Genomic DNA, 25,389 nt, shown 5'->3' with positions numbered 1-25,389 from the left:
AGCGCTCACGGCCGTCCCTGCTCCGGTCGCCCTAAACATCCGGCATTCTTGATATTCGGCACGAATCGGGTGGCACGCCGGGGAGGGCGCATGAAGCTGGGATGGACGCTGTACGGAGACGGGAGCGCCCCGCCCCCGGGCGCCTCCGTGGCACCCGGCGAGCGGCTGTCCTGGGGGCGCACGGTCGGCCTGGGCGCCCAGCACGTGGTGGCCATGTTCGGGGCGACCTTCGTCTTCCCGGTGCTCATGGGGCTGGACCCGAACCTGGCGATCATGATGTCGGGCCTGGCCACCATGCTGTTCCTGCTCATCGTGCGCGGCCGCATCCCCAGTTATCTGGGCTCCAGCGCCTCCTTCGTGGGCGCCTCGGCCGTCATCGCCGCCGGCGGGGGCGGACCGGCGGTGCTCACCGGCGCGGTGTGCGTGGCCGGGATCGTGCTCGCCCTGTCGGGGTTCGCCGTCCACCTGCTGGGCCCCCGGGTGATCACCGCCGCCTTCCCGCCCGCGGTCACCGGGGCGGTCGTCCTGCTCATCGGCTTCAACCTGGCCCCGGTGGTCGCCGAGAACTACTGGCCCTTCGACCAGTGGACCGGCCTGGCCGTGATGGTGTTCGTCATCCTGGCCACCGTGCTGCTCAAGGGGTTCCTCGGGCGCATCGCCATCCTGCTGGGCCTGGTCTTCGGGTTCGCGCTGTCGCTGGCGGCCGACCTGCTCCTGGGCCCGGTGGCCGACCCCGGAGGCGGGGCCGCCGCCCCGCGCGTGGACCTGTCGGCGGTCCGGGACGTGCCCTGGGTGGGCCTGCCCGAGCTGCACGCCCCGCAGTTCGAGGCCTCGGCGGTCCTGGTGGTGCTGCCCGCCGTCATCGCCCTGGTCGCCGAGAACGCCGGGCACGTCAAGGCGGTGCAGGAGATGACCGGCGAGGACCTGGACCCCTACATGGGGCGGGCGATCGCGGCCGACGGCATCGCCACCGCGCTCTCCAGCGCGGTCGGCGGCGCCCCCACCACCACCTACGCCGAGAACATCGGGGTCATGGCGGCCACCCGGGTCTACTCCACCGCGGCCTACTGGGTGGCGGCGGCGGTGGCGGTCCTGGTGGGGCTGTGCCCCAAGTTCGGGGCGCTGGTCGCGGCCACCCCGGCGGGTGTGCTGGGCGGGGTCACCGTGGTGCTGTACGGGATGATCGGGCTGCTCGGCGCCAAGATCTGGGTGGAGAACCGGGTCGACTTCGGCGACCCGGTGGTGCTGGTCCCGCTGGCGGCCGGGCTGGTCGCCGGGATCGGCGGGGTGAGCCTGGAGATCACCGAGGGGTTCTCCGTCGAGGGCATCGCCCTGGGCACGCTCATCACGCTCGGCGGCTACCACGCGCTCGCCCGGCTGTCCCGCCGCACCGGCGGCGGGGCGCAGGCGGCCGACTGACGCCCGCGGCCGCCCCGCCCCGACCTGGGGCGCGTCCGCGAGCCCGACGATCCGGTCACGCGGCGCGACCGGTCGGTGCTAGGTTCACTGCATGGTCCCCGGGCGCAGCCGTGAGGGCCGTATCCCTTTTGCGGCGGGCCATCCGGTTCGATCGAGCGCCCCCCGTGAACCCGGAGTCGTGAGGACTTGAACAGACAGTGAACGAGTCACCGAAGCTCTCTACGAAGATCATCGTCGCCGGCGGGTTCGGGGTCGGCAAGACGACGTTCGTCGGCGCGATCTCGGAGATCCCGCCGGTGCGCACCGAGGCGGCGGTCACCGCGGCGAGCGCGGGCATCGACGACCTCTCCAAGACGCCGGACAAGGGCAGCACCACGGTCGCCATGGACTTCGGCCGGATCTCGCTCGACACCGACCTGGTCCTGTACCTGTTCGGCACGCCGGGGCAGCAGCGCTTCTGGTTCATGTGGGACGACCTGGTGCGCGGTGCGCTCGGCGCGGTCATCCTGGTCGACGTCCGCCGCTTGGAGGACTCCTTCCAGGCGCTCGACTACTTCGAGAAGCAGTACCGGCTGCCCTTCCTGATCGCCGTCAACGACTTCGACGATCCCGGCGGCCACACCGACGAGGAGCTGCGCGACGCCCTGGACCTGGGCGCGGGCGTGCCGATCGTGCACTGCGACGCCCGGGACCGCCAGTCGGTGCTGAACGTGCTGGTGTCCCTGGTCAAGCGCGCGATGGCGGTGGAGGCGCTGGGGCAGGGCCAGCCCGCCTGACCGCCCCTTCCGAGCCCCCTTCGAGTCGGCCCCTTCGAGTCGGCCCCGAGCCGCCTGCTCCGCCGCCGGTGGAGTTCGGGGGGCGTCGCAACGCGTGAGGTCGGTCGGCTGCCGCGGCTCGGCCGGGGCGTCCCCGCCGGGCGTCCTCCGCGGCCGTGAGTCGGGCCGTGCGGCGATGGCGGACCGTTCTCCGGCCGAGTGCCGGGAGAGGCCGCTCCGCTTCGGTGAGTGCGGCCTGAGCAGACCGTTCGTCTCCTCGTTCGAGCCGCGCCGCCCGGGGGCTCGCAGACGCGCAGAAGAACGCAGAAGAACAAGGGCCCGGGCGGGCGGCGCGGGTGCGTCCCGGCCGTGGAACGGCCGTGAAATGGCGGAGCCCCGCCGTCCCCCGAAGGGCCCGGCGGGGCTCCGCTCGCTTCCGCGCGAGGTGTCAGCGCTCGGCCAATAGCGCGTCCACACGCGCGCGGACGTCATCGGTGTCCAGCCCCCGGACGGTGACGGTGGTGCGCCGCCGCAGGACGTCGTCCGCGGTCTCGGCCCACTCGTTGTCGCGGGCGAAGACGGCCTGGGCCCAGATGTCCGGGCCCTCGGGGTGGATCCGCTCGGCCAGGGCGGGGTCCTCGCGCACCAGGTCGGCGATCTCCAGCGCGACGCTGCCGTAGTGCGTGGCCAGGTGGCGGGCGACCAGCGGGTCCATCCGCTGCGGCGGCTCGGCGTCGGCGGTCAGCCGGTGCGCCACCGCCTCGGGGCGGGCGATGCCGGGCAGCGGCACCGTCTTCAGGGTGGGCGTCATGTCCTCGGCCAGCGGCACCGAGCGGCTGCGGCGCAGCCGGTCGATCACGGTCCGGCCGATGTGCCGGTAGGTGGTCCACTTGCCGCCGGCCACCGACAGCATGCCCCCGCGCCCGCGGGTCACCACGGTCTCGCGCTTGGCGGCGCTGGTGCCGCCGGGGCCGCCGGGCAGCACCCGCAGGCCGGCGAAGGAGTAGGTGATGTTGGCCGGGTCGAGCACGTCGGAGCCGACCGCGGTGCCCGCCTCGCCCAGGATCTGGTCGATGTCGGCCTGCCCCGGGGCGACCTCGGCCGGGTCGCCGGTGAACTCCTCGTCGGTGGTGCCCAGCAGCAGGTGGTCCTCCCACGGGATGGCGAAGGAGACGCGGTACTTGTCGACCGGGACGGTCAGCGCCGCGTGCCAGGGCCGGTTCGGCCGGACGACCAGGTGGGCGCCCTTGGACAGGCGGATGCTCGGCTCGGCGGAGGGGTCCTCCATGCGGCGCAGGTGGTCGACCCAGGGGCCGGTCGCGTTCAGCACCAGGCGTGCGTCGATGCCGAACTCGGTTCCGTCGACACCGTCGCGCAGCTCGGCGCCGCTGACCCGGCCGTTGGTGGTGCGCAGGCCCTGCACCCGGGCGTGGTTGAGCACCACGGCCCCGGCCTCGGCGGCGGCGCGCACGGTCATCACGGCCACGCGGCTGTCGTTCATCTGGTGGTCGTGGTAGGCGGCGACCGCCTTGAGGCCGTCGGTGCGCAGGTCGGGCACCAGGCGGCGGGCGTGCGCGGGGGTCATCACCCGGCCCACGCCGTCGCCGAAGGCCGACAGCGCCGAGTACAGGAAGACCCCGGCGCCCATCTTGGCGGCGCCGTGCGGGCCGCCCTTGTACACCGGGACCAGGAAGGGCATCGGGTTGACCAGGTGCGGGGCGACCTCGCCGGACAGGGCGCGGCGCTCGCGGTGGTTCTCGGCGACCAGGCCCACGTTGCCGGTCTGCAGGTAGCGCAGCCCGCCGTGGACGAGCTTGGAGGAGGCGCTGGAGGTGGCCCCGGCGAAGTCGCCGGCGTCCACCATCGCCACCCGCAGGCCCGCCTGGGTGGCCATCCAGGCGACCGAGGTGCCGAGGATGCCGCCGCCGACGACCAGCAGGTCGAAGGTGCCGCGGCTGAGCTCGGCGCGGGTGTGCTCACGGGCGGGCGCGGTGGGGCGGGTCACGGTGGAGGTGCGCATCGCTGGGTTCCTGACTCTCCTGATGTCGACCGTCGTACGACAATGCCGAACGCTGTGCCCAGATTGCCTGCGCCACGTTCGTGTGTCAACTCCCTCTCACCGCCCTCCGCGCCGCGGTATCGGCCCCCGGCGGGGCGGTGGGCGGAATGTGCCGGAACACACATCCGGGCGGGCGCGTTAGTCTTGCGTGGTGTTCGGACGAATGGCGGAAGGCGTCCGCAGGCTGCTGGGCAAGCCCGGAGCGGTGGACATCAGGCCCTATGGCAAGCTGCTGGAACAGATCGAGGCCCGCGAGGAGGGGCTGCGCGAGCTGGAGGACGCGGAGCTCACCGCGAAGGCCACCGAACTCGGCGACGCCGAGCTCCCCTACGACAAGGCCGACCTCGTCGAGCTGTGCGCGGTGGGGCGCGAGGCCGCACGCCGCGCGCTGGGCGAGCGCCCCTTCGACGTCCAGCTGATGGGCGTCATGGCGCTGCTCGACGGACGCATCGCCGAGATGGCCACCGGCGAGGGCAAGACCCTGACCGGCGCGCTGGCCGCGGCCGGCTTCGCACTGCGCGGCAAGCGCGTGCACCTGCTCAGCGTCAACGACTACCTGGCCCGGCGCGACGCCGAGTGGATGCGGCCCCTGTACGAACTGCTGGGGGTGGCCACGGCGTGGATCGCCGAGGACTCCACCGCCGAGGAGCGCCGCACCGCCTACTCCGCCGACATCACCTACGCCTCCGTCAGCGAGCTCGGGTTCGACGTGCTGCGGGACCGCATGGTCACCGACGCCGACGAGCGCGTGCTTCCCGCCCCCGAGGTCGCCATCATCGACGAGGCCGACTCGGTCCTGGTCGACGAGGCCCGGGTCCCGCTGGTGCTGGCCGGGGCCGCCGAGGCCTCCGACGCCGACGCCGAGATGGCCGACCTGGTGCGCACCCTCACCCCCCGCATCCACTACGAGGTGGACGCCGAGGGGCGCAACGTCCAGCTCACCGACGCCGGCATCGACGCGGTGGAGAAGGCGCTGGGCGGCGTCGACCTCTACGACGAGGACGACACCTCGGTGCTGCCCCGGGTCAACCTGGCCCTCCACGCCCACGTGCTGCTCCAGCGCGACGTGCACTACGTGGTCCGGGACGGCCAGGTGCGGCTGATCAACGAGTCGCGCGGGCGCATCGCCCTGCTCCAGCGCTGGCCGGACGGGCTGCAGGCGGCCGTGGAGGCCAAGGAGAAGGTCGCCGTCTCCGAGACCGGCGAGGTCCTGGACTCCATCACCGTGCAGGCCCTGGTGCTGCGCTACCCCACGCTGTGCGGCATGACCGGCACGGCCATGGCCGTCGCCGAGCAGCTGCGCGAGTTCTACGAGCTCGAGGTCGCCCAGATCCCCTCCAACAAGCCCTGCGTGCGCGAGGACGAGCCCAACCGGCTCTACGCCACCCGGGAGGAGAAGGAGGACGCGCTGGTCGCCGAGGTGGCGCGGGTGCACGAGACCGGGCGCCCGGTGCTCATCGGCACCCAGGACGTGGCCGAGTCCGAGCTGCTCGCCAAGCGCCTGGCCGACGAGGGCCTGGAGTGCACGGTCCTCAACGCCAAGAACGACGCCGACGAGGCCGCGGTCATCGCCGAGGCCGGCACCTACGGGGCGGTCACCGTCTCCACCCAGATGGCCGGGCGCGGCACCGACATCCGGCTGGGCGGCAGCGACATGGCCGACCGGGACCGGGTGGTGGAGGCCGGCGGGCTGTACGTGCTGGGCTTCGGCCACTACCCCAGCAGCCGCCTGGACGACCAGCTGCGCGGCCGCGCCGGGCGCCAGGGCGACCCCGGCGGCTCGGCGTTCTTCGTCAGCCTCGACGACGAGCTGATCACCACCGCGGGCGGGGAGACCACCGGCTACAAGGCCGACGCCGAGGGGCGCATCACCGACGAGAGCTGGCTGGCCATGGTGGACCACGCCCAGCGGGTCGCCCAGGGGCGGCTGTTGGAGGTGCACCGCAACACCTGGCGCTACAACCAGATCATCGACGTCCAGCGCCAGGTGGTGCTGGAGCACCGCGAGGCGGTGCTCACCCAGGGGCTGGGCGACCGGCAGCTGGCGGTGGACTGCGCCGCGCGCCACGCCGAGCTGGTCGAGGAGGTCGGCGAGGAGGAGACGGGCCGCGCCGCGCGCCTGATCACCCTGTACCACCTGGACCGCGGGTGGACCGACCACAACGCCTTCCTGGCCGAGCTGCGCGAGGGCATCCACCTGCGCTTCCTGGGGCGGCGCGACCCCCTGGACGAGTTCAACCGGGACGCGGTCCCGGCGTTCAAGGGCTTCCTGGACGAGGCGCGGGCCAAGGCGGCCCAGACCTTCGAGGACGCCGAGGTGGAGGACGGCGCCGTCGACGTGGCGGCCGCGGGCGTCAAGCGCCCGTCGATGACGTGGACCTACATGGTGCACGACCACCCGTTCTCCTCCGGCATCGAGACGGTCGTGGGCCGGCTGAAGGGCCGCCGGGCCTCGGACTGAGGCGGCCCCCCGGGGTAGGGCAGGCCCTACCCCGGGAGTGGCCGCAGGCCCATTACCGGGGACGACGGCACGGCATAGCGTTGAGCCGTGTCCCGCACCCCGCCCCGAAGCCTGCTCCACGCCCTGGCCCGGCCCCGGTTCCTGCTGAGCCCCTGGCCGCTGCGCGCGCTCCTGTACGCCGCCGCCACACCGGTCGCGGCGCTCCTGTGGGGGCCGCCGCTCCTCCTGCTCGCCCTGCCGTGGCTCCTGCTCATCGCCGCCGTCGCGGACTCCCCGCAGGGCTCCCTTCCCCCGCCCGGCCCCACCGTCCTGCTCATCGCCGTCGGCACGGCGCTCCTGGCCGGGATCGGGCCCTTCGCGGCCCTGCCCGGAGCGGCGCTGGAACGGCTGCGGGTGCGCTTCATCGACGACCGGCCCCTGCCCGGCCCGCACCGCGCGCCGCGCAGGCCCGGCCTGGGCGCCTGGATCGCCGCCCGCTACACCGAGGGCGCCACCTGGCGGGGGATGGCCGTGCTGGCGCTGTCCGCGCTGCTGTTCCTCCCGCTCACCGCCGGGGTGGGCATGCTGCTGGTGATCGGGGCGGCGCTGGTCGCCACGCCGGTCATCGTCGCCGTCGACGGCGGGACCGTCAACCTGGGTGTGTGGGAGTTCGACGGCCTGGCACACGCCTGGATCCCCGCCCTCGCCGGAGTCGCCGTGCTCGCGGCGGGGGCCTACGCCTGCGGGGCCACCGCCGCGGCCCAGGGCGAGCTCGTGCGGTTCATGCAGCGCGACCGCCCGGAGGAGACGCTGCGCGCCGAGCTCACCGAGGTGACGCGCTCCCGGGCGCGGCTCGTCGACGCCTTCGAGGCCGAGCGCCGCAGGATCGAGCGGGACCTGCACGACGGCGCCCAGCAGCGGCTGGTGGCGCTGTCGGTGAAGCTCGGGCTGGCACGGCTGGACCTGCCGGAGGGGTCGGCGGCCCGGGAGAGCCTGGCCGAGGCCCAGGAGCAGGCCAAGAGCGCGCTCGTGGAGCTGCGCGAGCTGGTCCGCGGCATCCACCCGCAGGTGCTGACCGACCGCGGGCTCCCGGGCGCACTGCCGGAGCTGGCCGACCGGTGCGCGGTCCTCGCCAAGCTCGACCTGCCCCCGGACGACGACGTCAATCGCAGGGTGATGGCCGTTCTGGCCTACCTCCGCGACGCGTGAGACGGACGGGACCAAAGTCCCGACCGTGATCCCGTATCCGACCGTTCACGAATCGGGCGCCGAATACGTGTGCGGACATAGGCAATGACATTCCTTGGGGGTAGAGTTCGGAGAATCCTCGCGGGGGCCTCAGAGGGCCGCCGCGTTGCTCTTTCGGTCGCGTTCGGCAGGCGGCCGCCGACGGAACGGAGACGGATCGGTCTTGGTCCACGAGGTCGGGGCGCAGGAGAAGATCACCTACGGCCGCAACGACCGCTTCAAGGGCGGCCCGGTCGGGGGAGGGAGGTTCTGGCGCGATGACGACGGACGCCCAACGGCCAAGCTCGGCGGACCCGAGGAATGGCGTCCCAATGGAATGCTGGTCGTTCGCGCCGGCGACATCTTCACCGTCGGCGGGCAGACGTGGAAAGTGACCGAGATCGGTGAAGAGGAGACCTCGAAGGCCTATCTTCTCTGCGTCCGCGTGAGCTGATTCGGCCCGCCCGATTCCGTGCGATTCCGGCCGAATGGCGCCGGGGTGGAACGGCCGTTCGGCCCCGCCCCTTCGGGCAGCGGACGCCATCGTGCCGTGGACCGGCGGTCGACGGTCACGACCGCGGGGAGCCCTACCGCTCCGGCGAGGGCGCCCCCTGCTCGTCGTCCCTCGCCGCGGCGAAGGCCTTGGCCGCCCTGACCGCGGCCGCGGCCGTCTCCATCGACAGGAAGCAGGGGATCCCCGCCTCCCGCGCGGCCGGGCGCAGGGCATCCAGCAGGTCCGGCGGCCCGCACTCGGTGTTGCGCAGGACCAGCGACACCCGGGTCTCGGCGACCTCCTCCTGCAGGGCCGCCAGGTGCCCCACGAACTCCAGCAGGCCCCCGCGCACGGCCTCGGCGTGCGCGACCCCCTCCCCGGGCCGCGCGAACGCCGCGAAGCTCTGCACGTTGGCGTGCGCGACCACGTCGGGATAGGGCGGCCGCCCGCACACCGCCAACACCGCCCGGTGCGCCAGGTCCTTCGGTCCCAGCGGCCCGAGGGGGATCTCCAGCGGGTTGCCGGGCGCCGCCTGCGGCACGGCCGCGTGCAGGGCCGCCCGCGCCCCGGGGCCGAGCGCGGGCAGCGCGGCCCCGGCCGCGTCGAAGGCGTCGGCGGCGAGCACCCCCGCCCCGCCGCTCGGACCCACGATCAGCACATCGGCCCCTCCGCCCGCCGGGCGTCCGGCGTGCAGGTCGAACACCTCCAGCGCAGCGAGCAGTTCCTCCTGCCCGCGCACCAGGGCGAACCCGCACCGCGCGGCCAGGCCCTCCCAGACGCGCGCATCCCCGGCCATGGCGCCGGTGTGCGAGGCGGCGGCGCGGCCTCCCAGCCGGGTGCGCCCGCCGACCAGCACCGCGACCGGCAGGCGCCCGCGCACCTCGCGCAGGGCGCGCGCCAGGTCGCGGCCGTCCGGCGGCCGCTCCAGGTAGAGCCCGAGGACGCCGGTGTCCGGGTCGGCGGCCAGGTGCCGGACCAGCTCGGCCGGCCCCACGTCGGCGGCGTTGCCGACGGTGACGGCCGTGGAGAAGCCCAGCCCGCGGCGCTCGCCCACGCGGACCACCTCGCCCGCCAGGCCGCCGCTCTGGGCGACCAGGCCCACCCGCCCCGGCGTCCCGGGCCCACCGCCCAGGAACGTCTGGCCGCCGGCGGGGGAGTACACGCCCATGCAGTTGGGGCCCAGCAGCCGCGCCCCGCTCTCCCGCGCGGCGGCGACCAGTTCGGCCTCCAGGGCGGCGCCCTCGGGCCCGGTCTCGGCGAAGCCGCCGCCGACCACCTGCACGAACGGGATCCCGTGGGCCTTGCGCACGGCGTCGGCGCAGGCCGCGGCGGGCACGGCGACCAGCGCGTAATCGGTCTGCGGTGGCGCCTCGGCCAGGGACCGGACCGCGGGGACGCCGTCCACCCGGTCGGCCTCGGGGTGCACGGCGACCAGCGATCCCCGGTGGCCCGAGGAGCGGTAGTTGGCCAGGAACATGCTGCCGAACCCCCGGCCCCGGGCGGAGGCGCCGACGACGGCGATGCCGCGCGGGCGGGAGAGGCGGGTGAAGTCGGTGCGGGGGACGGGCGGACCGGCGGCCGGGGCCGGGGGACCGGGCAGGCCGGTGGGCACCGGGCGGCCCTCGGCCACGAGCAGCCGGGCGTCGGCGGCGACCGCCCTGTCCGGGCCGGCGATCACGGGGTTGAGCTCGAACGCCGCCAGGGTGTCGCCGAGGCGTTCCGCCAGGCCGCCGGGGCCGCCGACCGCCTCGACCACGGCGGCCAGGCGCGCCGCGTCCACCGGCGGGGCGCCGCGCGCGCCGCGGAGCAGGACGGCGCCGCGCAGGCCGGAGAGCATCCGCTCGGCCTCGCCGGGTTCGAGGGGGCAGGGGAGCACGGCGGTGTCGTCGAGGGCCTCCGCCCAGACCCCGCCCAGGCCGACCAGCAGCAGGGGGCCGAAGGAGGGGTCGGCGACGGCGCCGACGATGACCTCGGCTCCCGGCGGGCACTGCTCTTCGACGAGGAACCCGTCCGGGGGCAGGCCCTGGGCCTCCAAAGCGCCGCGCATGTCCTCCGCGGCCGCGCGGACCCGTTCCGGCCCGTCGAGGCCGAGCCGGACGGCGCCCGCGTCGGACTTGTGCACCAGTCCGGGGCCGAACGCCTTGAGGACCAGCGGGGGCCGCAGCGCCCCGGCGCCGGCGGCGGCCTCGTCGGGGGTGCGGTGCTCCGTCCCGCGGGGTACGGGGATCCCGGCCTGCGCGGCGAGCCGTTTGGCCTGCATCTCGGTGGCGGCGGAGGGTGCCACGGGCGCTCCCTGGATCGGTGATGGGGGGTGTGCGGACGGTGTCTGCCGGAGTGGTGCGATCTCCGGCGGCAAGGGCCGCCGGTGAGGAGCCGAAGCCGGACCGCCCTGGTCCGGAGCCGTAGCGGCCGCACTGAACCGGTCGAACGGAAGTGACACTACACCAACGGACACGACCTTTGTGCGTCGAGGTCGGTGCAGGTCGGCGTCCAGGGCCGCTCGGTCGGTCGTGCCGGGTCCCGGCAGTGGAGGGGGTGGGCCCGGCCGCCTCGGCGCGGGCCTGGGGCACGGGGAGCGCTCTGCACTCCGGACGGACACGGGACGCGGACCGGCTTCCGGGCCTGCAGCGGCGGGCCTGCCGAGGCCGCCCATCGCCGCACCCTGCGGCGTTCCAGGAACCACCGCCAACGATCCAGGACGGCGTCCGCGAGAGCGGTGTGACTTCCGGGCGGCCCGGCCCGCCGCCGGCGGGCGGCCGAGAGCCGCCTGCCGAAGTTCGGGGGCCGATATGGACGGCGAAGGCGGGTCGCGCCCGGTCCCGGGGCGTAACGGCCACCACTCCCATGGGCGTGACCCGATCCGGGGGTCATCGGGCCGCGTCCTCGGGACGCGCCGCCGGAGGTCGGGGCGGTGTGTTGGGTCCGTGGGCCCTGGTCAGGGTCCAACGGCCCAAATCGGAATCCGGGCCTGGACTGGGCCTGTCGGGGACGAAGTCGGCAGCGGCAGAATCCTCGGTGAGCGGCTCGGAGCCCGGCCCCCGCCGGTCGTGCTCCGGGGCCCGGCGCTCGTGGACGCCCGCGCCCGCTCCGCGGGCGTGCGCTGGATGCGGGCGCCACAAGCGGAGCGGCGGTCGGGCCGCCGAACAACGCACCACCACCCCCGTCGGCCCGCCGCCGGTCCGCGCGTCCCCTCCCTCCCTGCCCCTCCCTGCGGAGGGCGGGGACGCAGGACCGCCGCGGCGCACGCGCGGACCCGGCCGGGGTCCCGGTGGCCCGTCGGATGCACACGCCCTTGTGCGGACGGGGGACCCCCGTCCCGGAGTGTGCGTCCACGACGATGGGGAGCCACCGGGGCCTCCGGTCCGGCCCGCTCCGGTCGACCGGGGACCGGCCGCGCCGCACGCGACGATGCCCGCGTTCGGGGGAACGCGTCCGTCGGGGGCCGTCGCGTGCGGCGCCTGCGCCGCTGGGGGCAGGGGCGGCCGGGGGAGGCAGGGTTCTGACGGAGCCTGCCTCGCGGCCCCGGTCGTCCCGGCCCGGGCGCCGCGTCGGCCGGCTCCTCCTCCCCGACGGACACGGGCCCGTGTCCGGTCGGCGGTCATCCGGCGCGGTGGCCGTAGAGCTCCCGGAGCCTCCGGCGCAGCAGCTTCCCCGGGCCGCCCGATGCGTCCCGGGTGCGGGGAAGGTCCCTAGCCACGACCACCGCGTCGGGGCGCCGCTCCTCCGGCAGGCGCTCGGCCAGCGCCCGTGCGACCCCCTCGGACGTCACCTCGGCGCCCGCACGCGGGACCACGGCCAGCACGATCCGCTGCTCCACCGCATCCGCTCCGTCGGGGTTCTCCGGGACGCCCACCGCACCGCACTCGGCCACCCCTTCCACCTCCAGGGCCGCCTCCTCGACCCGGGCCGGCTGGGTCCACCTGCCGCCCTTGAGGATCGCGTCCGACCGCCGACCGAGCACCCGCAGGTTCCCCTCGGCGTCCAGCACGCCCAGGTCGCCGCCGACGTACCAGACGCCCCGCAGCACCTCGGCGGTCTCCTCCGGGAGCCCGTCGTACCCGGCCATCCGGTGCGGGCCGGCCAGGTTGATCTCGCCGGCCTCGCCCACCGCCGGCGCGCCGTCCGGGCCGGTCACCCGGACCGCGAACCCGGTGCGGGCCCGGCCCGAGGACCGCCGGTCCCAGGCCTCGTCGTCGATCCGCCCGCACACCGAGTACGGGGCCTCGGTCTGCCCGTAGTACCCGTAGACCCGTGCCTGCGGCAGCCGGTCCTTGATCCGCTCGAGCAGCGCGGGGGCGATCGGCTCCCCGCCGAGGACCACCGTGGTCAGCGACGACAGGTCCGCCTTCTCGTGCCCGGTGTCCGCCAGCAGGGCGCTGAAGAATCCGGGGATGAGGCTCACGTGCGTCACCCGCTCCCGGGGTACGACCCGCAGGAAGTTCTCCGGCCCCCAGTCCTGCTCCAGCACCAGGTGCATGCGTCCGTACAGCGCCGGCCCCGCGATGGCGGGGAAGCCGATGCCCCAGATGATCGCGCCGGTGCCGAAGACGCCGTCCGGGCCGCCGGGGATGTCCTGCCACAGCCGGGCGGTGGCGAGCGCGCTCGCGTGGGTGTGCACGACCGGCTTGGGCAGGCCGGTGGATCCGGAGGTGTAGAACAGCGCCAGCGGGTCGTCCCCGGAGCCGTGGACGGGCGGCTCGGTGTCCGGCGCGTCGGCGCCCAGCGCGTCCAGGTCGGCACCGCCGACCGCGCCGTCGGGAGGGCCGCCGGCCCGGATCCAGGCCGTGACGCCGGGCAGGCGCGGCCGCACCGCGCGCACCAGCTCCTCGGCTCCGGCGTCGTAGACCAACGCCGAGGCGCCCGACCGGGCCACCACCCCGGCCAGGACGTCCGCCTCCCAGTAGGGGTTGAGCGCCGCCGTGACGGCGCCCGACTTGAACAGCGCGGTGTAGACCTCGGCCACCGTCACCGTCTCGGTCAGCAGGGCCGCCACCCGCTGCCCGGGCGCCACGCCCGCGCGGGCCAGGGCGTGGGCGCGGCGGTCGACGGCGCGGTTCAGCGCGTCGTAGGTGAAGCGGCGCTCGCCCCGGTAGGTCAGGGCCATGCGGTCGGGGGCGGCCAGCGCGCCCGCGGTCAGGATCGCGTATCCGTAGTTGCCGAAGGGGTCGGCGGCGGGGGCCGCCTGCGGGTTCTGCTCCACCTGGCCTCCTGGGGTCGGGCCCGCGGGGTGCCCCGGCGCTGGGCCGGGGCGGGGTGCGGTCAGGTCCGGGCGTCGGGGACGGGGGCGTAGAGCACGACGGGGTGGCCGTCGGGGTCGGCGACCACGGCCCGCACCTCGTGCGGGCCGGCCTCGGCGGGCCGCAGCACCCGCGCGCCGCGGGCGGCGGCCGTCCGCACCGCTGCGGCGACGTCGCCCACCCGCACCGACGCGGCGGGGACGTCGGCGGCGGCCTCCCCGTCCGAGGCCAGGGCCAGCGTCGCCGAGGCGCCGTCGCCGAGGGCGGCATAGCGGCCGCCGTCGGCGAAGCGCACCGGCAGTCCCAGGACGTCCCGGTAGAAGGCCGGGGACGCCCGCAGGTCCCGGGCCGGGTAGACGACGCCGCGCACGCGTGCGGCCCCGCCATCCGCGTCGGCACGGCCTGCTTGACCGGCTCCATCGGTTCCGTCAGCGGTCATGGGGCTCCTCGCCGCCGTCGGGGCGGAAGTCGGGGATCGGGCCGAAGCCGGGCAGGTCGGTGAAGACGACCCGTACCGGCAGGCCCACGCGGACGCGGCCGGGCGGGCAGTCCCGGAGGCCGCCGAAGGCGCGCAGCCCCGGCTGCTCGGCGAGTTCCACCCAGGCCAGGGTGTAGGGGGCGGCTCCGGAGAAGCCGGGGGCGAACGAGCGGTGCACGGTGGTGTGGGTGACGATCCGGCCGCGCCCCGACACCGGCTCGAAGGCGAGCCGGGTCCCGCCGCAGAAGGGGCAGGCGGGCTCGGGGAAGTGGACGAACCGGCGGCAGGCGGCGCAGCGCTGGATCGCCAGCACGCCCCGGCGGCACGACCGCCAGTAGGGCTCGGTCAAGGGGGTGGGCACCGGGTGCGGGCGCCCGCCGTCCGCGTCCATGGCCACCGTGACCTCCCGGGTCCCGTGACAACCGCGTGCAGTCAAGCTAGCGTATGCTTGGTCGACCGGCAAGGGCGGTCCCCGCGCCGCCGGAAGGAGGCCCCGTGCAGGAACGGCCGCGGTCCGGGACCGCCGGGGACGCCGAGCCGCGCAGCGGCGGACCGGGCCTCCTCGGCCTCGAAGGGCGGACCGCACTGGTCACCGGAGGGGCCGGAGGGATCGGCCGGGCCGTGTGCGCGGCCCTGGCCCGGGCCGGGGCCGCGGTGGTGGCGGCCGACCTGGACGCGGCCGCCGCGCGGAGGGCCGTCGCGGACCTGCCCGGCGCCGCCGCCGTCGGCGCGGACCTGGCCGACCCCGGCGGCGTGGACGCGGCCGTCGCCGGGGTGCGGGCCGCCGTGGGCCGGGTGGACGTGCTGGTGCACAACGCGGGGGTGGGGGTCATGGGCCCGTTCGTGCAGAGCGACCCGGGCGACTGGGACCTGATGTGGCGGGTCAACGCCCGCGCCCCGATGCTCCTCACCCGCGCGTTCCTGCCCGGCATGGTGGAGCGCGGGTTCGGCCGCCTGGTGTTCGTCTCCTCCGACGGTGCCCGTGCGGGGGCCGGCGGCGAGGCGGCCTACGCGGCGACGAAGGCCGCGCTGCTGGGCCTGGCCAAGTCCCTCGCCCGGGAGACGGCGCGCCAGGGCGTGACGAGCAATGCGGTGTGCCCGGGGCCGACCGACACCCCGATGCTGCGCCGGGTGGCCGAGGACCACCCGGGCATGGTCGAGGCGCTGACGCGCAGGATCCCGGCCGGCCGCCTGGGCGAGGCCGCCGACGTCGCGGCGGCCGTGGCCTTCCTGGCCGACCCGGCGGCGTCCTACATCACCGGCCAGACCCTGTCGGTGAGCGGCGGCATCACCATGCACTGACCGGCGTTCCGGGGCGGGGCGGAGAGGAGGAGCGATGCGGGTGGGGCGTCCGTCCCGTGGCCTTCCCTCCGCCCGGCGGATGAACAGGAGCGGTGAATGCGCGCCGACTCAGCGCAGGCTGTCGTACACGGCCTTCACCAGGCGCATGGACCGCATGCCGCCCGACAGTTCGGCGCCCAGGCCGTTCATCACGTACCCGATGGAGATGCCGTGGTCGAGGTCGGCCAGTCCGATCGAGCCGCCCGAACCGGTGTGGCCGAACGCCCCCTCCTGGGCCGCGCGGGGCAGGGCGAACACCAGGGAGGGGCGCATGAACCCCAGGCCGAAGGAGCTGGTCAGGTGCAGCACACGGTCCGGGCCGCTCACCCGCGGGACCACGGCCGCGCGCAGCGTGTCCGGGGAGACGATGCGCCCGGCGGCCAAGTCCCGGTAGAACCCGGCCAGGCCGGTGGCGGTGGTGGTCAGCCCCGCGGCGGGCCAGCCCGCCGCCATCACGCCGGGGTCGTTGAACCCGCCCCGCACCGCGGTCATGTCCGGGTTGCGGAAGGAGCGCGAGTACAGGCTCTCCGGATCACGGGCGGCCCGCGCCATCTGCGCGATCGGGTCGTCGGAGGGGCCGTCGGCGATGTCCGCGGACCGGGACGGGCCCGCCGCGTGCCGGGTCAGCCGCGCCGCCCGCTCGGCGACCTCCGGCGGCGCGCCCACCCACATGTCCAGCCCGAGCGGCCCGGCGATCTCGTCGGCGGTGTAGGCGCCGACGGCCCGCCCGTCCAGCCGCCGCACGATCTCACCGGCCAGCCAGCCGTAGGTGAAGGCGTGGTAGCCGTGGGCGGTTCCGGGCTCCCAGGCGGGCGCCTGCCCGGCCAGCAGCTCGGCCATGGCCGCCGGGTCGGCGGCCTCCTCGGCGCCGACCGGCGTGTCGAAGGCGGGCAGCCCCGCCTGGTGGGAGAGCAGGTGCTCGCCGGTGGTCTTGCCCTTGCCGTGCGCGTCGTACCCCGGCCACCAGGAGGCGACCGGCTCGGTGAGGTCGTGCCCGCCCCGCTCGGCCACCCGCAGCGCGGCCGCCGCGGTCACGGCCTTGGTGCAGGAGAACGCGAAGCAGGGGGTGTCGCGCCGCCACGGGCGCTCCGCCCGGCGGTCGGCCCAGCCGCCCCACAGCTCGACGACCTGCTCGTCGCCCACGTAGACGCTGACGGCGGCGCCGACCTCCAGCCCGCGCGCGAAGTTGTTCTCGAAGACCGTGCGCACCCGCTCGAACCCGGGCGCGCACGCCCCCTGGACCCCGCTCTCCTCGGTCACTGCCCCCTGCCTTCCCGTTCTCGGGCGATCCGCGCATCGTATCGACCGCCCTGCGGACGCCGGCGTCCGGCCCGGACCGACCGAGCGAGCGGCCCCGGGCCCACTCGCCGGAGCGGTGCGAGCGTCGACGACCGCGATCGCCTGCCCCCTGGGCCCGGACGAGAGGAGTCCCGTATGCCGGACGAGAACCCCGCACCCGCTCCCGACGGGCCGCACAACTGGGGCCGCTGGGGCCCCGGGGACCAGCTCGGCGCCCTCAACCTGCTCACCCCGCCGACGGTGCTGCGCGCGCTGGGCGCCGCCCGCGAGGGGCGGGTCGTCAGCCTCGCCCAGCCGATCGAGGGCGCGACGGCGAGCGGCCGTCCCGCCCGTGTCCCCCACCTGGCCGACCGGCCCCTCCCGCAGCACTACATGGCCGTGGACGGGGGCGACCAGGCGGCCGGGGCGCCGCCGCTGCCCGGGGGCCGCCGGGTCGCCGACGACGCCCTGGTGCTCTCCCCGCACGGCACCTCCACCCACATGGACGCCCTGTGCCACATGTGGGCGGGGGAGCGCCTGTACAACGGCCACCCCGCCGGCCGGGTCGGCAGCCGCGGCGCCGCCCGGCTCGGCATCGAGCACGCCGCCGCACAAGGGGTGCTGGCGCGCGGGGTGCTGTTCGACGCGGCACGGCACCGGGGCGCCGACCGGCTCGGACCGGGCGAGGGCATCGGCGCCGCGGACCTGGAGGGCATGCCCGGCGCGGCGCTGCTGCGCCCGGGGGACGCCGCCGTCGTGCGCACCGGATGGCCGCTGGCCTGGGAGGAGGACCCCCGGATGTACCAGGGGGCCCAGCCCGGCCTGGACGGATCGGCGGTGCGGTGGCTGGCCGCCCGGGACGTGGCCCTGGTGGTGGGCGACAACGCGGCGGTGCAGGCGCTGGGCGCCGACGGCGGGCCGGTGGACGCGCCCGAGGACGACGCGCACCTGGTGCTGCTCTGGCGGCACGGTGTACCGCTGGTCGAGATGGCCCGGCTGGAGGAACTCGGCTCCGCACTGTCCGGGACGGGGCGCGCGGACTTCCTGCTCGCGGTGGTCCCGCTGCCGGTCGGGGGCGGTACCGCCAGCCCCGTCAACCCCCTGGCGGTGCTCTGATGCGTCCGGATGCGGCCGGATCCGGACGCCGAATCCCCCTGGCGAGTCGCTTATCCCGCATTTATCGTTGCTGCTCATGTGGGCCACAGGTGAGGCAGGCGAGGAGGAATCGAGACATTCCGGTTATCGGAAATGGGTACGGGCGTGACCGGAGCGCCGCTAGGTTCTTCTCGGCGGTGCGGCCCCGCCCCCCAGGGCGCCGAATCCCGAGAACCGCACCCGGCCGGGCTCCCCGGACCCCCACGTCCGCAAGGGGAGCCGTGACGGCCGCGGATTTCCCCCCGCGGCCGGCCCCAGGGGCTGTCCCCCGCCCCTGGGCCCGGCTCCTTCCTCCCTGCCGCCTGTGGCCGCGACGAGCCCTCTCCCCGTGCCCCCTTCCTCAAGCGCGCCCGCCGCATCACCCGCCGGGATACCCGCCCCCGCCGTAGGCGGCGTCCAGCGCGTCGTAGTCGGGCAGGTGGCCGTCCTTGGGAAGCGCATCGGTGAACACCACCCGGCGCGGCTTCTTATAGGAGGCGAGCAGGCCCCGCACGTGCGCGACCACCTCCTCCTCGGTCGGCGCCGGTCCGGGAGTGCACTGGACCACGGCCGCCACGCTCTGCCCCCAGGTGTCGTCGGGGACGCCGATGACCGCGGCGTCGGCGATCCGCGGGTGCGCCCTCAGCGCGCGCTCGACCTCGGCGGGGTAGACGTTCTCGTTCCCCGTCTTGATCATGCGCATCCGCGGGCCGATGAAGGTGATCGTGCCGTCGGCCTCCCGGCGCCCGAGGTCGCCGGTGCGGTGCCAGCCCCCGCGGAGCGAGCGCGCGGTCGCCTCGGGGCGGGCGTGGTAGCCGCTGAACAGGCTCGGCCCCCGGGCGGTGATCTCACCGGTCTCCCCGGCGGGCAGCTCCTCGCCGCCGGGCCCGGTGATGCGCACCCGCACCATCGGTGACGGCCGCCCCGCGGTTCCCTCGCCGTCCGGCCCCAGTGCCAGGTAGGTGAGCATGCCGCAGGCCTGCGTCTGGCCGTAGCCGCCCATGCCGGACGCGCTCCAAGGGTCGGTCCCGACGGTGACCTGGGCGTCCCATTCGGGGGAGTGCGAGGCGAAGTTCAGGCTGGACAGGTCGTGCACGGGCGCGCCGTCCTTGCCCCGGTTGGCCTCGGCGACCGCGTCGAGCATGGGGCCGAAGCCGAACATGTGGTCCGCGCGCTCGGTCTCGATGAGCCGCGCCGCCTCGGCGGCGTCGAACGCCGGCATGTACACGTTGGTCCCGCCGGCGTGGAACGTCGCCAGGTTGAACATCATGGTGCCGACATGGAACAGCGGTCCGCTGTTCAGGAAGGTGAACCCGGGGCCGATCCGGCGCACCTGGAACAGGGCGGCGTTGTGCGCGATGAGGGCGCCATGACTCAGCAGGGCGCACGCCGGGCGGCCGTCGAAGGCGGCGGTGTACAGGCCCAGGACGGGGAGCGAGCCGTCGGTGTCGCCCGCCGGGTCCTCCTCGGGCGCCGAAGCGATCAGCTCCTCATAGGGGTCGCCGCCGGCGGCCCCCTCGCCGCCGGCGTCCGCCGCGCCGTCGCAGCGGATCCACAGGCACTTCTCCTGTGCGGGCTCGGCGGACACGGCCGCATGCGCCTCCCGCACGGCCGGCTCCAGGTCGCCCCCCTGCCACAGCACGGCCGCCGGGGCGAGGTCGCGCAGGACGAACGCGAGCTCGTCGGCGCTCTGCCGCCAGTTGGCGGGGACGAAGACCGCGCCCAGCCGGGCCGCCGCGAGCAGGCCCTCCTGGAGCCGGACCGAGTTCCGGCCGATGTAGAGGACGCGGTCGCCGGGCCCGGCCCCGGCGTCGGCCAGCGCGCGGGCCAGCCGGGCGGTGCGGGCGTCGAGCCGGGCGTAGGACAGGCGGAGCGGGCCGTCGACGGCGGCCGTGGTCGCGGGCCGCGAGCGGCGGTGCTCGCGCAGGACGTCGGCGAGGGTGAGCGTGTGCACGGACATCGGGCCTCCGGGGGGCGTGGCGCGGGGCTCGGTCTGCGGCGGGCGGGGGCCGTGATCAGGCGAAGGCGGGCATGACCTCGGCGGCGAAGAACTTCAGGACCTTCTTCATCTCCTCCAGCGGCATCCGCCGGGTGCTGCCGAAGTCGCACAGCAGGTGGCCGTAGCCCATCTCCTGGAGCATCCGCACCTGCCCGACCACGCGCTCGGGGTCGCCGACCACCTCCAGGCGCTCCCAGCGGAAGTCGGTTCCGACCTCGGCGCCCTTCATGTAGCGGTTCTGCCAGTACTCGAAGCCCTGGGCGACCTCGCCGGTGCGCCGGTCCAGCGGGGCGCTGCGCTCGTTGAAGATCCGGGTGCGGTCGAAGGAGGCCTCGAAGCGCTCCAGGTCCTCCCGGGCCTGGGCGGCGGTGGGGGCGACATGGACCGAGCGGCTCACCACCAGCTCGGCGCCGGCGGGGTCGTGGCCGTGGGCGGCCGCGGTGGAGCGCCAGGCCTCGGCGGCCCGGGCGACGCGGGAGAAGGGGGCCGCGGGGTCGGCGAGGATGGGCAGGCCGCGGGCGGCGTAGCGCTCGACGGTCTCGGGGCTGACGGCGGCCACGTGCACCGGCGGGCGCGGCTCCTGCAAAGGAAGGGGCATGAGGACGACGCCGTCCTCCAGGGCCGGGGCGACCGAGGAGTAGGCGCCCCGGCGGCGGACGGGGGCGCCCTCCCAGAGGGCGAGCACCGTCTCCAGTGCCTCGTCGAAGCGCGCACGGGCCTGGGACAGGTCGACGCCGAACCCGTCGAACTCATAGCCCTGGTAGCCGCGGCCGACGCCGAGGTCGAGGCGGCCGCCGGAGAGGACGTCGACCATCGCGGCCTGCTCGGCGACGTGCACCGGGTTGTACAGGGGGAGCACGACGATGCCGGTGCCCAGGCGCAGGCGCTCGGTCCGCCCGGCCATGTGCGCGAGGAAGGCCAGGCCGGAGGGGACCGAGCCGTAGTCGCGGAAGTGGTGCTCGGCGACGCGCGCGCCGTGGAAGCCGAGCTCTTCGGCGAGCTCGATGAGTTCGGCGTGGTGGTCGTAGACCTCTTTGACGGACTGGCCGGCGAACCGGTGGAAGAGGTGGAAGGTGGAGAACTTCATGGCCGCACCCTTCCTCGCGGACGGATCCTCGCGGGCGGACCGCGGGCCGGACTTCTACCAAGCGTTCGCTTGGTAGGCTAGCAGGGAGCCGGAGGCCCGGCCAGGTCCCCGGGTGCGCGCGGTCGTCCGCGGGCGGGGCGCAGCGGCGGCCTCCACGGGCGGCGCGGTAGGTTCGGCACCATGGCGATCAGGCACATCGCGCTGTTCCGCTGGAACGGCGAGGCGACCCCCGAGAAGGTGGACCAGGTCCGCGACGCGCTCTCCCTGCTGCCCGGACGCATCCCCGCGCTGCGGGCCTACACCTTCGGGCCCGACCTGGGCATCTCCGAGGGCACCTACGACTTCGGCGTGGCCGCCGACGTGGACGACGAGGCCGGTCTGGCCGCGTACCGGGACCACCCCGACCACCAGGCCGCCCTCGCGCTCATCCGGCCGCTGCTGGCCGACCGCGCCTCCGTGCAGATCGCCCTGCCCGACCCCGACTAGGAGGGGCGGGGGTCGGCGGGAGCGTGGGCCGCCCCCTCGGGGCTCGGAGTGCTCAAGGCCGTGACCTCTCGGCCGCCGGTGACCGCCGGTCCGCGGTGAGGGCGGCGCGCATCGCAGAGTCCACCCCTGCGGATATCGCTGAACTCCCGGGCGAGCGGCGTGTCCCCTGCCCGGTGACCGGGGCCGGGCCCTCCGGGGGCCTCGGGGCGGCCCGGCCGGTCGGACGTGCCGGCATCGGTGTGGTGTGCGTCATATCGAATCGATTGCGACCCTTGCGTTAGAACGTGTTTCAAAGCTAGCTTCAGTGGCGAGCCGAGCCCGGTGAGGGCGCCCGGTGGGCCCCGCCCGCCAGGCGTGCCGGACGGCAGGCATGAGAACGCGTCGCCTGCCGGGGATGGATCGCGCCCCGTCCCCGGCGGGCGGCGTCCGGCCCCCGCTCCCGCCCGTCCCCGCCTCCGGGAGGCCCCATGGGCGCAGACGGCATCGCCGAGCGTGCCGCCGTCGTCGGTGTCGGGGCGACCCCCCTCACCCGCGCCTCCGGCCGCACCCCTCTGGCACTGGCCGCCCAGGCCGCCCGCGCCGCCCTGGACGACGCGGGCATGGCCGCCGACCGGGTCGACGCCGTCCTCTCCTACCACCTGAACGACTCCGCACCCGCCACCGACCTCGCCCGCGAACTGGGCCTCGCCCGGCTGGGCTGGCACAACGACATGCACGGCGGCGGCACCCAGTGCGCATCGGTCCTCGGCGACGCCGCCATGCTGGTGGCGACCGGCCAGGCCGAGACCGTACTGGTCCACCGCTCGCTCAACGGCCGCTCGGGCCGTCGCATGACCGGGCTCGGCCTGCGCCAGGGCGAGGGAGTGGAGCACCAGTTCACCCTCCCCTACGGGCTGGCCGGCCCGGTCGCCCAGTTCGCCCTGGTGGCCCGCCGCTACCTGCACGACGCCGGGCTCGGCGAGCGCGACCTGGCCGCCGTGGTGGAGTCCTCGCGCGCGCAGGCGGCGGGCAACCCGCGCGCCCTGCGGCGCGAACCGCTGCCCTGGCGCGCCTACCTGGAGGAACCGGTGATCGCCGAGCCGCTGCGGCGCGCCGACTGCTGCCAGGAGGCCGACGGCGCGTGCGCCCTGGTGGTCACCGGCGCGCGGCGCCCCGAGGCCGAGGGCGCGCCCCGCATCCGCGCGGTGGTGCGCGGCGGCCGCCCGTCCCTGTCCCGGCTCGACCGCTCGCCCGACCCGGGGGCGGTCTTCTCCGACGAGGTCGCCCCGTGCCTGTACGCCGCGTCGGGCATGCGCCCCTGCGACGTGGACGCCGCCTACCTGTACGACGCCTACTCCTTCCTGGTCCCGCGCCAGCTCGCCGATTTCGGCCTGGTGGAGCCGGAGGAGATGGCACGGGTGCTGCGGGAGGGCGGCGTCACGGCGGCGGGGGCGGAGCGGGCGGGGGGAGTGCCGGTCAACCCGCACGGCGGCCTGCTTTCGGAGGGGTACGTGCACGGACTCAACAACGTCGCCGAGGCGGTGCGCGAGCTGCGCGGCGACGGCGCGGGGCGGATCCCCGGGGCATCGACGGCGCTGTGCACCGGCTTCGGGGGCGCCTACGGCAGCGCGGCCCTCCTGGTGCGCTGAGCAGTCCGGCCGGGTCCGGCGGTGCTGCGGTCATGAGCGCCGCCGGACGATGCGCGGCGTGCCTGCACGAGGGGGCGTGCTTCCCGCGTCCGTGCGGCCGACGGACGACCAGGACGCGGACCGGCCGGTCGACCCGCCGATCGGTGTCCTCGCGATCGGCCGCCGGCCTGTTCCCACGTCCCCCCGATGATCGGCCGGGGTCTTCGTCGGCTCTGTGGGGCGGGCGAGGCCGGCCCCGGCCGTGCGCGAGGGGCGGCCGGGGCCCGGAGGGTTCCACCGCGCCGGCGGACACGACCCCACTCGGCGCCGCAGGGGCCGACCCCACCCCCGGAACGCTCAGGAGGAGTGGTGTTCCGGCCTGTCGGTGACCGGCGCTTCGCCATGGCGGGAGCGCGAACGCGGAGCGGGCACGCCGCCCCCGGTGCGATCCGCGGCGTCGGCGCGGTGACCCGCGACCGGGATGCCGAGCCCTCTCAGCTCCTCGGCCGAACGGGTGGTGAACAGCCAGTCCCGGAATCGCGGGTCGGGCACCAGCGCCCCGGCGGGGGCCAGGGCCCGTGACCCGACCAGGTGGAAGCGGTACCCGAGCGGTTCCAGAAGACCGGACAGCCGCTCGGCGTCCGCCTGCGGAAGCACCTCGCACAGCACGTCGGGACGGTGCTCGTCCATGAAGGCCCGTCCGTGCTCGAACACGTCGGCCTCGGTGCCCTCCACGTCCACCTTCAGCAGGACCCGGCCGGCGCCCGGCAGGCCGGTGAAGGAGTCCAGGGCCACGGTGCGCACCGGGACACCGTCGGTGAACTCCATGCCGCTGGAGTAGTAGCACGGCAGGGCCGCGTCGCCGGATTCGGCGGGCATGGCGACGGTCGCCTCGGGGACGCCCACCCCCACGTGGTGCAGGGTGCACCGGTGCAGCACCCGGTTGCGCACGCAGTTGTCGAACAGGGCGCGGTAGACCTCGGGCACCATCTCGAAGGCGTGCGCCCGCAGGTCCGCGTTGGCGGCCGTGCCGACCAGGGTGAACAGGCCGGTGTAGGCGCCGATGTCGAACAGGTGCCGGGACCGGCGGGCGAGGGCGGCGAAGGCCTGCACCGCCAGGTCGTCGGCGGCCTGCGGGCGGCGCCCGCCGCCCCAGTACAGCTCCTTGGCGATCACGCAGTCGGCCGGGCGGAGCATCGTGAAGCACGCGCCGCCGGCCGCCCCCTGCACCTCGCGCAGCCGCGCGGGGGCGGGCAGGCGGCCCGAGGAGCGCAGCCCGGGGGCGGCCACGCGCACCGCACCGCGCAGGGCCAGATGGGGGACACGGGCGCCGAGGACCCGCTTGACGTGCCTCTTCGTTCCGTACCAGCTGTGTCGGCGGCCCTCCGCTGTGGAACGGAAGTCGGTCCGGTGGCCGGGACGGGGTGCGGCGGGGTCGGCCTGTCGGGACATGGCGCCCTCCGGGACGTCGGATGTCGGATGCCCGTTGTGGCGGGCCGCCGACGAGGGGTGGAACCGCCTCGCCGGTCAGGTTAGCGGCCGACCGGCCGCCGGCGTAGGGCCCGTTCCGGCGTGTGGACGACGGCGCCGGGAGCCGCCGCGGACCGGGTGACGAACCGGGGCGCACGGGGGCGCAGGGGAGCGACACGGGCGGGACGGCGAGTTTCGGACCGTCCCCCACTCCTGATCCGGACACCGTTATCAAGTCAGCGGTGCCCCCCGGAGACGTGCCCCTGAATTCATGTGAGGAGAGGCCGATGACCGAGAGGAACGCGAGGCTGGCCCTGGTGCTGGCCGCAGGCGTCCTGCTGATCGGAGGGCTGGCGATGGCCGGTGTCCTGCCTTTGGGCGCGGCGGGCCTGGGTGCGGAGAACGGCGTGCGGCTGGCCGCCGTCGACGTCGCGCTGAGCCCCGGGCTCGTCGGCGGGCCCTGACCCCGCCCGCCGCCCCGGGGGCCGTCCGGCGCCCCCGGGTTCGCGGGCCGGTGCGGACCCCGCACCGGCCCGCAGCCGCCTCGGCGGCCCGGCCGCCGACGCGGAGGCAGCCGCGTAGGCACCGTGGAGGCGCCGCGGGTGCGCACTGCCCCGGACGCCCCGCCTGGCGGCCGAGGACGGACACGGCCTTCGTCGAGCGTTGTGCCGGGGATACGGCACCGCCGCCGTCCTCAGGGCCGGGGCGGATGGTCCGGGGGCTCTTCCGCAGGGGGAGCAGGGGGAACGGTCGTCGCCTCGGTCGTGCCCCCGGCGTCGGCGGACCTGTGCCGGGTCGGCGCAGTGGCGCAGCAGGCGCGTCGGCCGTAGGCCGACTGCCGTCCGGGAACCGGCGTCCCCGTCCCCGGTCATCGCCTGC

The 25,389-nt window shown here is 75.8% G+C and carries 19 protein-coding genes; 10 read left to right on the top strand and 9 right to left on the bottom strand.

The features are described 5' to 3' along the window. Positions 1–90 precede the first annotated feature (90 nt). Positions 91–1,419: a uracil-xanthine permease family protein gene (locus C892_RS0120465; protein ID WP_017558702.1), complete on the top strand. Its 1,329-nt coding sequence runs from the start codon at positions 91–93 to the stop codon at positions 1,417–1,419. A gap of 197 nt (positions 1,420–1,616) precedes the next feature. Continuing rightward, positions 1,617–2,195, top strand: coding sequence for a GTP-binding protein (locus tag C892_RS0120460; protein ID WP_017538957.1), 579 nt, complete (start codon positions 1,617–1,619; stop codon positions 2,193–2,195). A gap of 427 nt (positions 2,196–2,622) precedes the next feature. On the opposite strand, the gene C892_RS0120455 is transcribed toward C892_RS0120460, so the two are convergent. Beyond that, on the bottom strand, positions 2,623–4,194 hold the full coding sequence (locus tag C892_RS0120455) for a glycerol-3-phosphate dehydrogenase/oxidase (RefSeq protein WP_017558701.1): 1,572 nt from the start codon (positions 4,192–4,194) through the stop codon (positions 2,623–2,625). Positions 4,195–4,396: 202 nt separating this feature from the next. On the opposite strand from C892_RS0120455, the gene secA2 reads away from it, so the two are divergent. From secA2 to C892_RS0120440, 3 genes are all read left to right on the top strand, one after another. Further along, positions 4,397–6,694 carry an accessory Sec system translocase SecA2 gene (gene secA2 / locus C892_RS0120450; RefSeq protein WP_017538959.1) on the top strand — a complete coding sequence of 766 codons (2,298 nt, stop codon included), beginning with the start codon at positions 4,397–4,399 and terminating at the stop codon, positions 6,692–6,694. Positions 6,695–6,781: 87 nt separating this feature from the next. Next, positions 6,782–7,882: a sensor histidine kinase gene (locus C892_RS0120445; RefSeq protein WP_017558700.1), complete on the top strand. Its 1,101-nt coding sequence runs from the start codon at positions 6,782–6,784 to the stop codon at positions 7,880–7,882. Between the two features lie 202 nt (positions 7,883–8,084). Then, positions 8,085–8,354 carry a DUF6406 domain-containing protein gene (locus tag C892_RS0120440; protein WP_017538962.1) on the top strand — a complete coding sequence of 90 codons (270 nt, stop codon included), beginning with the start codon at positions 8,085–8,087 and terminating at the stop codon, positions 8,352–8,354. 133 nt (positions 8,355–8,487) lie between these two features. Here C892_RS0120440 and C892_RS0120435 read toward each other — a convergent pair whose 3' ends face one another. From C892_RS0120435 to C892_RS0120420, 4 genes are all read right to left on the bottom strand, one after another. After that, positions 8,488–10,677 (bottom strand): acetate--CoA ligase family protein, encoded by a 2,190-nt coding sequence (locus C892_RS0120435; RefSeq protein WP_017558699.1) that lies wholly within the window; start codon positions 10,675–10,677, stop codon positions 8,488–8,490. 1,314 nt (positions 10,678–11,991) lie between these two features. After that, positions 11,992–13,593, bottom strand: coding sequence for a class I adenylate-forming enzyme family protein (locus C892_RS0120430; protein WP_017558698.1), 1,602 nt, complete (start codon positions 13,591–13,593; stop codon positions 11,992–11,994). Between the two features lie 59 nt (positions 13,594–13,652). Then, positions 13,653–14,069, bottom strand: coding sequence for a VOC family protein (locus tag C892_RS0120425; protein ID WP_394296680.1), 417 nt, complete (start codon positions 14,067–14,069; stop codon positions 13,653–13,655). After that, the gene (locus tag C892_RS0120420; protein WP_017558696.1) at positions 14,059–14,499 is read right to left on the bottom strand and encodes an OB-fold domain-containing protein; all 441 of its coding nucleotides are present in this window, start codon (positions 14,497–14,499) and stop codon (positions 14,059–14,061) included. The genes C892_RS0120425 and C892_RS0120420 overlap by 11 nt, the downstream gene beginning before the upstream one ends. Positions 14,500–14,603: 104 nt before the next feature. On the opposite strand from C892_RS0120420, the gene C892_RS0120415 reads away from it, so the two are divergent. Then, positions 14,604–15,410 carry an SDR family NAD(P)-dependent oxidoreductase gene (locus C892_RS0120415; protein ID WP_017558695.1) on the top strand — a complete coding sequence of 269 codons (807 nt, stop codon included), beginning with the start codon at positions 14,604–14,606 and terminating at the stop codon, positions 15,408–15,410. A 108-nt stretch (positions 15,411–15,518) separates the two neighbouring features. On the opposite strand, the gene C892_RS0120410 is transcribed toward C892_RS0120415, so the two are convergent. Beyond that, the gene (locus C892_RS0120410; RefSeq protein WP_017558694.1) at positions 15,519–16,709 is read right to left on the bottom strand and encodes a serine hydrolase domain-containing protein; all 1,191 of its coding nucleotides are present in this window, start codon (positions 16,707–16,709) and stop codon (positions 15,519–15,521) included. A gap of 174 nt (positions 16,710–16,883) precedes the next feature. On the opposite strand from C892_RS0120410, the gene C892_RS0120405 reads away from it, so the two are divergent. Beyond that, a complete protein-coding gene (locus C892_RS0120405; protein WP_017558693.1) occupies positions 16,884–17,843 on the top strand; it encodes a cyclase family protein in 960 nt (319 codons plus the stop codon). A gap of 397 nt (positions 17,844–18,240) precedes the next feature. Here the strand turns inward: C892_RS0120405 and C892_RS0120400 are convergent, their stop codons facing one another. Further along, positions 18,241–19,821, bottom strand: coding sequence for an AMP-binding protein (locus tag C892_RS0120400; protein ID WP_017558692.1), 1,581 nt, complete (start codon positions 19,819–19,821; stop codon positions 18,241–18,243). Between the two features lie 55 nt (positions 19,822–19,876). Beyond that, the gene (locus C892_RS0120395; protein WP_017558691.1) at positions 19,877–20,947 is read right to left on the bottom strand and encodes an LLM class flavin-dependent oxidoreductase; all 1,071 of its coding nucleotides are present in this window, start codon (positions 20,945–20,947) and stop codon (positions 19,877–19,879) included. Positions 20,948–21,127: 180 nt separating this feature from the next. Between C892_RS0120395 and C892_RS0120390 the strand changes: the two genes are divergently transcribed. Then, positions 21,128–21,433, top strand: a complete 306-nt coding sequence (locus tag C892_RS0120390; RefSeq protein WP_017558690.1) for a Dabb family protein — start codon at positions 21,128–21,130, stop codon at positions 21,431–21,433. A gap of 467 nt (positions 21,434–21,900) precedes the next feature. Then, entirely contained in the window at positions 21,901–23,061 is a 1,161-nt protein-coding gene (locus tag C892_RS0120385; protein ID WP_017558689.1) for a thiolase C-terminal domain-containing protein, read from the top strand. 336 nt (positions 23,062–23,397) lie between these two features. Here the strand turns inward: C892_RS0120385 and C892_RS0120380 are convergent, their stop codons facing one another. Beyond that, complete coding sequence (locus C892_RS0120380) at positions 23,398–24,492, bottom strand: FkbM family methyltransferase (protein ID WP_017558688.1); 1,095 nt, start codon at positions 24,490–24,492, stop codon at positions 23,398–23,400. 305 nt (positions 24,493–24,797) lie between these two features. On the opposite strand from C892_RS0120380, the gene C892_RS31870 reads away from it, so the two are divergent. Further along, complete coding sequence (locus C892_RS31870; RefSeq protein WP_017558687.1) at positions 24,798–24,974, top strand: hypothetical protein; 177 nt, start codon at positions 24,798–24,800, stop codon at positions 24,972–24,974. Positions 24,975–25,389 lie beyond the last annotated feature (415 nt).

The sequence above is a fragment of the Nocardiopsis baichengensis YIM 90130 genome, assembly GCF_000341205.1.
Lineage (GTDB): Bacteria > Actinomycetota > Actinomycetes > Streptosporangiales > Streptosporangiaceae > Nocardiopsis_A > Nocardiopsis_A halophila.
The sequence above is the reverse complement of the archived record's forward strand: the minus strand, read 5'-3'. Positions and strand labels throughout refer to the sequence as shown.